Here is a 7490-nt window from a genome sequence, read left to right on the forward strand (position 1 = left end):
AGCCGTTCGATCAAAAGCCGCTCCGAGCGGATCGAATAAACGCTTGCAACAGCATCGCCCGCAGCAGCTTCTCCGGCGGGATCGACGGCCGCCCAATCGGCGAATAGAGCGCGGCAAACTCGCGCTCCAGCGTCGACAGCGCCTCGTTCACGATCGTCCGGATCGCTCGCAGCGGATGGTCACGCCGCACCCGCGCCTCCAGATCGACGTAGCTGAACAGCTCGCCCGTTCGATTGTCGCCGCCGCGCACGCACCATCTCCGAATCTCGTCAGAGCCAATGAATCACGGTCGCTGGTCGGCGGCGAGCACCTTTTTCAACAGCCTGCTAGAGGCCTTGACCGCGAGGGCCGGCCGTCAAGCAGTCGACGCGAGTGATCCTTCCAGCGAAGCCATCACCGAACGCGTACAGAACGTCCGCGACATTTCATCAGGGGCTGGTGCGGCGGGAATGTGTCCATTACGGCCGCGAGCGAGCGGTAAGCGCAAGCTAAGGCCGTCAGCCAGCGTGGCTCATTGGCATAAGCGCAGCTCACCTTGCCGCCCGCACACGGATCTTCACTTCGAGGTCACAGACCAGTTGTTGAAATTGAAGTTCTTTCCCCCCGGGGACGAGGTAATCTCGACGCCGTATTGGACGCTACCGACGTTTATGTCGCCAAAGTACCCCTTCGACTTGATCCACTGCAGGATACTCTTGATGTCCACTGTCCCGCTGTTGGTCTTCGAAGTGCGCAGCAATGAGATGACCTTGTGACCATCGGGGCCTTCACCTTCAAACACGTTCCAAGTCGCTCCGCCTACATTGACATTGCTGTAGACCGGAATCGCCGCACCGGAAGGGGCATAATGATATGAAATGGGCTTAACGTTGCCGCTCCCGTCCGAGTTTCCGGTGTAGTTTGTCCAGAGCATTACCTCATGCTGGTTTGAGCTGTCCCAGATATCGTAGGCGACATCCCAGGCGCCGCCAGTAGGAACCTCCTGATTGAAGCTCGAGCTCAGAGTTTTGATTGAACTGAGCGGTTTCCCGATACTAAAAGCCTCGTGCGGATAGCTCTTGATGCCCGGCGTATTAGGCTGGTTCGACCATACGCTCCACCGGTTGACGCCACTCACCGAAATCGTCTGAGGCCCAGGGCGCGGACCCCATACGTCGTTGTTCCAAGAGTAGCCTTCGCGTGAAAAGCTTCCGTATGGAGCGCTCGAACTCCAAATCGGAGCCTGCGCCGATACAAGCGCGGCAGATGATAATGACCCGGCTTCATTCGCGGCCTGCCTAAATAGATCATGATCCTCCTGTGTCCGGACGTACCCCGGTGGGGACCCTTGCGCGCCGCCACCGTTTATCCGATTGGAATCCATAAAGCTCTCCTTTCGATTATGATAACGAAGTCTCCTGCAGATCCGCCCAGCGGGTAGCCTAGTTCAGCATAGGCGGCATTGGCATCTAGAGACCGGGTTCGAATGCTAGGAAGGTTGGCTTTCGAGAAGCTGACGAGCTCGAGGAGAAAGGTGGAGCCGCGCCCGGGTTTGCCGTCTTTCGGATGACAACAGCCTGCTGAGACAGTGGCAACGATCCACTGGATGACTAGCCTAGTTCGAACATACTTAGAGCGAACGTCCAACAAAGAGTGTGGCGCTCTCGTTCGACTTACCGAAGTTCGCAAATTTATGGGTAATGCCGTGACTCCTTCTAAAGGTCGGATTCGTCTGGCTCGTTCATGGGGGGACTCTTATATCTCATAGCCAGACGGTCTAACCAGCGCTGGCGCGCAGTCAGTTGTTCGTCCGTGGTGGGCGACGGCTTTCGTCCACACATGCCTCTACCCTCAATGCGAACTGACCGAAAGTAAGCGGCAAGGTGAGGCCGTAAGGCGGCCGCGTTCCATGGCATAAGCGCATCGATTTCGCTGCTCGGCCAGCCGTTGGCGAGCGCACGGTCGAACGGATCTGAGCCGGCATCGCGCACAAGCGCAACAAGGCCATGGATACCCTTGCGGAAGTCGACTGGATGGCTGGCGAGGAACACCTTCACACCAGAGGGGATCATGCCGAACGGGCCGCGCGGATCACCCGCTGCAAGTGCGCTTCGTCGATATCCACGCCGGCACGCACGACTACCTCGCCCTTGGCAATCTCGATCACTGCGCCTTCCACAGACGCCACCACAACCTCGCAACTCGAGTGCCGTGAGCGATAATGCCGCTCGGCCCGAGCATCACGGCGCCAGGCGAACAACTGCGACGGGTGAATGCCGATCCGGCGGGCGATCGTCGAGACGCTCGCGCCAGGCTCCAGCGCCTCTGTCACAACTTGCTCCTTGAACTCGTCCGACCAGCGTCGGCGAAGCTGACGCGGCGCTCCCTCAAGACTGTCGGCGACCGCTTCGATCATATGGAAGGTTTCCAGAATTAGGCGCAGACATAGAAGCCTTATCGGCTCACAAACTCAGCGGCTGATAGCCGATCGCTCACACCCTCCGCCAGATGGGGTCTCTTAGGCGCTTACGCGAGACGCTTGATGCGAACCATTCATGGATAAAGATGCACCGAGGTTTAGCTCATGCGCGGTGACATCGTCATGGCGCGTACGCGTCACTCAAACAATCGCTCAACCTCGGCACGATGAGCGACCCGCATCACATGGAGCAACGTTTGCGTCATGCCGGGCCGTGTCCAATTGACCACCGCGATGTCGGAAATGCGACACCGCGCAACGCTGATTTGCGGAGTAGCCTGCTTGCTGCTCGCTTTTACGCCGGATCTGCTCAGGTAAACCCGTAAGTGACACGTCGATTGCCGAGGCGAGGACTGGTGTAGCCAGAGCACTCGCAGCGGGTCTGGTGCTCGGGAGCTCCCATGAATTTCGTGCCTTGACTTGGTCAAAGCGGTGGCATCACGATTCCTTGGGAATGCACAGTCGTAAACATCACAAGCTGAAAGTTGTCGCAGAACTGAGGTACGGATTTAAGCTTCAGTGAAGGAAGGCAGGATGATTAAGAGGTTTCGTTACCTTGGCGGTCAAAGGAGGGGGCAACGTGGACCGTAGCTCTTATCTGCCGATGACCTCCGGCGAAAATAGCTGACTTGCCGATTGAGCCGATGCGACGGGGCGCCATTCTTATCCACGCATGTGATACCAGAACATTGCAGTGTTCGCGAGAACAGCATCATATCGGAACATAATGCGGCACTTTTGGCGCCGGAGGTGAGTCCGATGACTGACTACAGGGAATGCAGTGGGCTTGGTGCTTTGCTGTGGCGCTCCATCGGCTTCCTGACAGGATCGGTATGGCCGGCGCGCTGGAGCGATTGGCACAAGTGGAAAGTCAATGCCGAGAAAATTGCATGTTGATTGCTCGCTGAATGGAAAGTCTGACAGCGAGCACAATATGGTAAATAACGCCGGCATGCTACGCGCCATGGCAAGGGACGTACAAGTATTCGCTGTGCGTTCTGAGCTCGAGGCGACAACGGCCAAGCCCCTCGGGCATTGCCGTTTCGCCTCGGATCGTCGAGCACTGGGTATATCGCGTCCGCATCGAAAGGCGCGAGCATCACAATCGCGAGTGCCATGATCGTTCGAGATAAGAAGCGAGCCGCCGTGATCAGCGTGGTGCTCCCGTTCGTGTTGGAGCATTGGGTAAGGCAGCCCCTCCGTGTCACGATTATCCTTGTCGGTTTTCTCGGCGCAACGGTGGCCGACCTGTTCATGCCCGTGTACTCCGGGCACCTAGTCGATACGCTGACATTGGGCCCCTCCGACCCTGCGGCGCAACGCGCGGCGACGGTTTCGTTCGGCTGCATCGTCTTGCTCGGCCTGCTATCGGTTATACTGCGACTTGCAGGCTTGCAGGCGATCGTGCCGTTCACGCTTAAGACGATGTCAGATTTTGCGCGCGAGGGCTTCATGCGGACGCAGCGACTCTCGACTGACTGGCACGTCAACTCGTTCGCGGGTTCCACTGTGCGCAAGATCACGCGGGGCATGTGGGCGCTTGATCTGCTCAACAATACGGTGCTGGCCGCATTGTTGCCGTCGCTGGTGGTGCTCGTCGGCTCGATGATCCTGCTGGGGGTGCATTGGTCCGTGCTCGGCGGGGTTGTCGGCTTGGGGGCGTTATTCTATGTGGCTGTCACCATTGGCTTCACGATGATATGCATCGCGCCAGCCGCACGTCTCTCCAATGCGTGGGACACCAAGGTCGGCGGCACGCTGGCCGACGCCTTGGCCTGCAACGCGGTGGTGAAGTCGTTCGGCGCCGAGACGCGCGAGGACATCCGGCTCGACGGCGTCATCAGCCGCTGGCGCCGCCGGGTGCGGCGGACCTGGCTCCGCTACAACCACACCTCGATACGGCGCAGCTCCTGGTGCTGCTGTGCTTCCGCGCCTCGGTGATCGGCGGTGCCATCCTGCTGTGGGCGCATGGCGCCGCCACGCCGGGCGACGTCACCTATGTCTTGACCAGCTACTACATCATTCACGCCTACTTGCGGGATGTCGGCATGCACATCAACAACTTGCAGCGTTCGGTGAACGACATGGAGGAACTGGTGCAGATCCATGGCGAGCCGCTCGGCATTGTCGATGCCGATGATGCGAGGCCGATCGGCATCCAGGGCGGCCGCATCGTGTTCGACGACGTTACCTTCCACTCTGTCGGTCGACATAGATGCGAGCGAGCGTGTCGGCCTGGTCGGACGCTCCGGCTCCGGCAAGACGCACTTCGTCAAGCTGGTCCAGCGGCTCTACGACGTCTCCGGCGGCAAAATCCTGATCGATGGTCAGGACATCGCCAAGGCGACGCAGCAATCGCTGCGCAGCCAGATCGCGATCGTGCAGCAGGAGCCGATCCTGTTTCACCGCACGCTGGCGGAGAACATCGCCTATGGCCGGCCGGGCGCCGGCTTGGAGGCGATCGAGCAGGCGGCGCGGCTTGCCAATGCGCACGGCTTCATCATGCGGCTGCCGAAGGGGTACGGCACGCTGGTGGGCGAGCGCGGCGTCGAGCTGTCGGGCGGCGAGCGGCAGCGCGTGGCACTGGCGCGCGCCTTCCTGGCGGATGCGCCGATCCTGATTCTGGACGAGGCGACCTCCAGCCTCGATTCGGAGTCTGAGGCGCTGATCCAGCCGGCGATGGAGCGGCTGATGAAGGGCCGCACCTCGATCGTGATCGCGCACCGGCTGTCGACCGTGCGCAGCATGGATCGCATCCTGGTGTTCGATCGCGGCGAGCTCGTCGAGCAGGGCACGCATGAGATGCTTACCGCGCGCCCGGGCGGCATCTACCGTGGCCTGTTCGAACGTCAGGCGCCCGAGTTCGTTCGGAGGCCCGCGCGCGCCAAGTCCCAATCCAAAGTTACGCAATCTGAAGAGGTCGGTCTAACGGGAGGGCGGGCCGGCTGATGGTTCGACATGCAGGCTGCCCCGTGAACGACAGTGAATGAAGTCAGACTGGCCGATCATTGGCTCACTGAGCTTGCGTTTCGAAGACGCGAGCATGGGTACTCGCGTAGGGACGTTTGGATGAAGCGATCGGCTTTGCCGATGTTGTTGATCTTTATGCGCAGCCTTGGATTCAGCGACGACGTCGCCGAGGAAGCCGATGGCGCTCTCTCCTTCTCGCCGGGTCGGATCTGAGAGAAGAAGGCCGGGCGCGATGCTTCGTTGATCAGGACGCGGACGAACTTGTGATCCGCGCTGCGGCTTCCAGCTTCCAGCGATCGCCGGTGATATGGTGGCCAGGCCCGGCGATTCTATTGCGTTTGTTGATATCGGGATCGCCCGGGTGCTCGCGAAGCAGGTCCAAATTAGGATGAATGGCTGGTTTAGGAGATGCCGTTGTAATCTCGATCAAACATCGTCAATAAGTGGCGCTGCAGATTGTGGACCGTGGGCCTATCGCGTGCAATCACGATGCATTCCACCGTGCCTGCCTCTTGATCGGCAGCGAGCGGGATCACGCCTTGTTTGCTTGTGCCGTCGAACAGAACTCCGTCCTTGAGAAACGATCACACGCCGCCTGGAGAGAACTTGATCGCACGTTTCTCACGGATAGAATGACGTAGCACTTCAAATACTCGGCGCCCAGCAACCGGACCGCAATGCTGTGTAACACCGAGCCTCCGCCCCAGCGGCCGTTCGTCTCATTGAACAGCAACCGCCCGCCACTCGCGAGAATGGCGTCGATATTGATCATCCCGCGGTACCCCAGAGTGCGCGCAAGATCCACAAATCGATAAGAGTGTGCTTGGGCGGCCAAACATTGCTCAGCTCAGGTCGCTTGGAAGCTCCAGCCCTGTCCAGATGAGAGCCCGCTCAGACGGATCTTTGCTTCGGCGTAGACGTATATTCCCGCTGTTGACGAAAACGATTGAACCATCCTCCGCGATCTCGTACTCGAGAAAGAACAGAGACTGAGCTGGGTGGTAAGATTCCACGACCAGAGTCTTACATGACGCTGTTGTGATCTCGGACCAGAGTGCGTCGGGATCAAACGACGCCAAGAAATCCGCTGCGTATCTCTTGCCCCAGGTAGTGGACTGCTCTCCTCGCCGGTCAAGATGACATTTCCAACCCCACCGGCTCCATTGTCCAACTTAACAATTACGCTGCCGGTCTCAGAGCTCAGGGAGGTGACCGCTCTGAATAGTTCGTCTGGGTTCGTCGTGACGCGTCCGTTAGGCAACAGAAGGCCAACACTCGTCGCCAATTGTCTGAAGTGACTCTTGCGATTCAATAGATCAGGACCGCGCTGCAGAGCGAAGTCATCTCCCGGTTGCGCGACACAGAGCACATCCGCCAAGCGTGCAACACCTTCACTGAAGTAGCAGGGATAGATTCTCCAAGACGATTTCTGACGAATATGGAGTTGCTGATTCGCTTTACGAGCGCTTCGGACAGCAGAGTGCAATCATCAAGGACCGGTGCTTTGCGAGCGCCTCCAGGCACAAGCTGCGACAGGCTCGAGGCGTCGATATTGAGCGTCGCGCCGATGAAGGATAGCAGATCGGCTGGGATAGCTACCGGGGAAACTATGAGGTCTCCCTCCTGAGCAAACCACGCTGAACGGCAAGCCGAGTTGGCGGCGAGCGAAAGTTGAGCTGCTGTCAGATCAGCGCCCGACATTTGAGCCGTACCGGCATTCATGATTAGGATCCGAGGCACCAACGTTCTTCCGGCCGGAGATGGTCAGTTCTTCTTGCGGTCATGGACTTAAAAACCATCTAATCTGCCTCGCGGCGTCTAATGTCACCGGTGCGATCAAACAACTGGATAGAGCCACGCACGTCGCTTGTTGATCGGCTCATTAATTTGCAGACGAGGTGCATCTCCGTGTGGTTCGGTCAGCGCATGCGCGTGTCCCGATGCAGTTCAGTGGGAGGTCGGAAACGTCGTAACCGTCCGGTGAGGGCCGCGGCATGATCGCGCGGTGCGGTCGCCCGATCAGGCCGCAGACTGGACGGGGCTGTTCTTCCATTCCCAAGGC

The 7490-nt window shown here is 59.2% G+C and carries 5 protein-coding genes and 2 pseudogenes; 2 read left to right on the forward strand and 5 right to left on the reverse strand.

The window, feature by feature from the left end; all coding sequences use genetic code 11:
- The 3 genes and pseudogenes from K359_RS0145855 to K359_RS0145870 all read right to left on the reverse strand — a co-directional run.
- A pseudogene (locus K359_RS0145855) lies at positions 1-250 on the reverse strand (transposase); the annotation flags it as partial.
- A gap of 306 nt (positions 251-556) precedes the next feature.
- Positions 557-1363: a glycosyl hydrolase gene (locus K359_RS0145860; RefSeq protein WP_029085022.1), complete on the reverse strand. Its 807-nt coding sequence runs from the start codon at positions 1361-1363 to the stop codon at positions 557-559.
- Between the two features lie 684 nt (positions 1364-2047).
- On the reverse strand, positions 2048-2395 hold the full coding sequence (locus K359_RS0145870; RefSeq protein ID WP_029085023.1) for a transposase: 348 nt from the start codon (positions 2393-2395) through the stop codon (positions 2048-2050).
- Positions 2396-3217: 822 nt separating this feature from the next.
- Between K359_RS0145870 and K359_RS62625 the strand changes: the two genes are divergently transcribed.
- Positions 3218-3355, forward strand: a complete 138-nt coding sequence (locus K359_RS62625) for a hypothetical protein (protein ID WP_156929087.1) — start codon at positions 3218-3220, stop codon at positions 3353-3355.
- Between the two features lie 219 nt (positions 3356-3574).
- A pseudogene (locus K359_RS56025) lies at positions 3575-5407 on the forward strand (ABC transporter ATP-binding protein).
- A 553-nt stretch (positions 5408-5960) separates the two neighbouring features.
- Here the strand turns inward: K359_RS56025 and K359_RS65410 are convergent.
- The gene (locus tag K359_RS65410) at positions 5961-6200 is read right to left on the reverse strand and encodes a hypothetical protein (RefSeq protein WP_029085024.1); all 240 of its coding nucleotides are present in this window, start codon (positions 6198-6200) and stop codon (positions 5961-5963) included.
- A gap of 536 nt (positions 6201-6736) precedes the next feature.
- Positions 6737-7150, reverse strand: coding sequence for a hypothetical protein (locus K359_RS0145905; RefSeq protein ID WP_029085026.1), 414 nt, complete (start codon positions 7148-7150; stop codon positions 6737-6739).
- Between the last annotated feature and the right edge of the window lie 340 nt (positions 7151-7490).

Origin of the sequence: Bradyrhizobium sp. th-b2 (genome assembly GCF_000426785.1) — a bacterium.
GTDB classification, from domain to species: domain Bacteria; phylum Pseudomonadota; class Alphaproteobacteria; order Rhizobiales; family Xanthobacteraceae; genus Bradyrhizobium; species Bradyrhizobium septentrionale.

Bases quoted from the DNA above. Each gene is read 5' to 3' on its own strand.
- K359_RS65410 (WP_029085024.1), bottom strand. From the start codon at position 6,200: ATGATCAATATCGACGCCATTCTCGCGAGTGGCGGGCGGTTGCTGTTC.
- K359_RS0145870 (WP_029085023.1), bottom strand. From the start codon at position 2,395: ATGATCGAAGCGGTCGCCGACAGTCTTGAGGGAGCGCCGCGTCAGCTT.
- K359_RS62625 (WP_156929087.1), top strand. From the start codon at position 3,218: ATGACTGACTACAGGGAATGCAGTGGGCTTGGTGCTTTGCTGTGGCGC.
- K359_RS0145860 (WP_029085022.1), bottom strand. From the start codon at position 1,363: ATGGATTCCAATCGGATAAACGGTGGCGGCGCGCAAGGGTCCCCACCG.
- K359_RS0145905 (WP_029085026.1), bottom strand. From the start codon at position 7,150: ATGAATGCCGGTACGGCTCAAATGTCGGGCGCTGATCTGACAGCAGCT.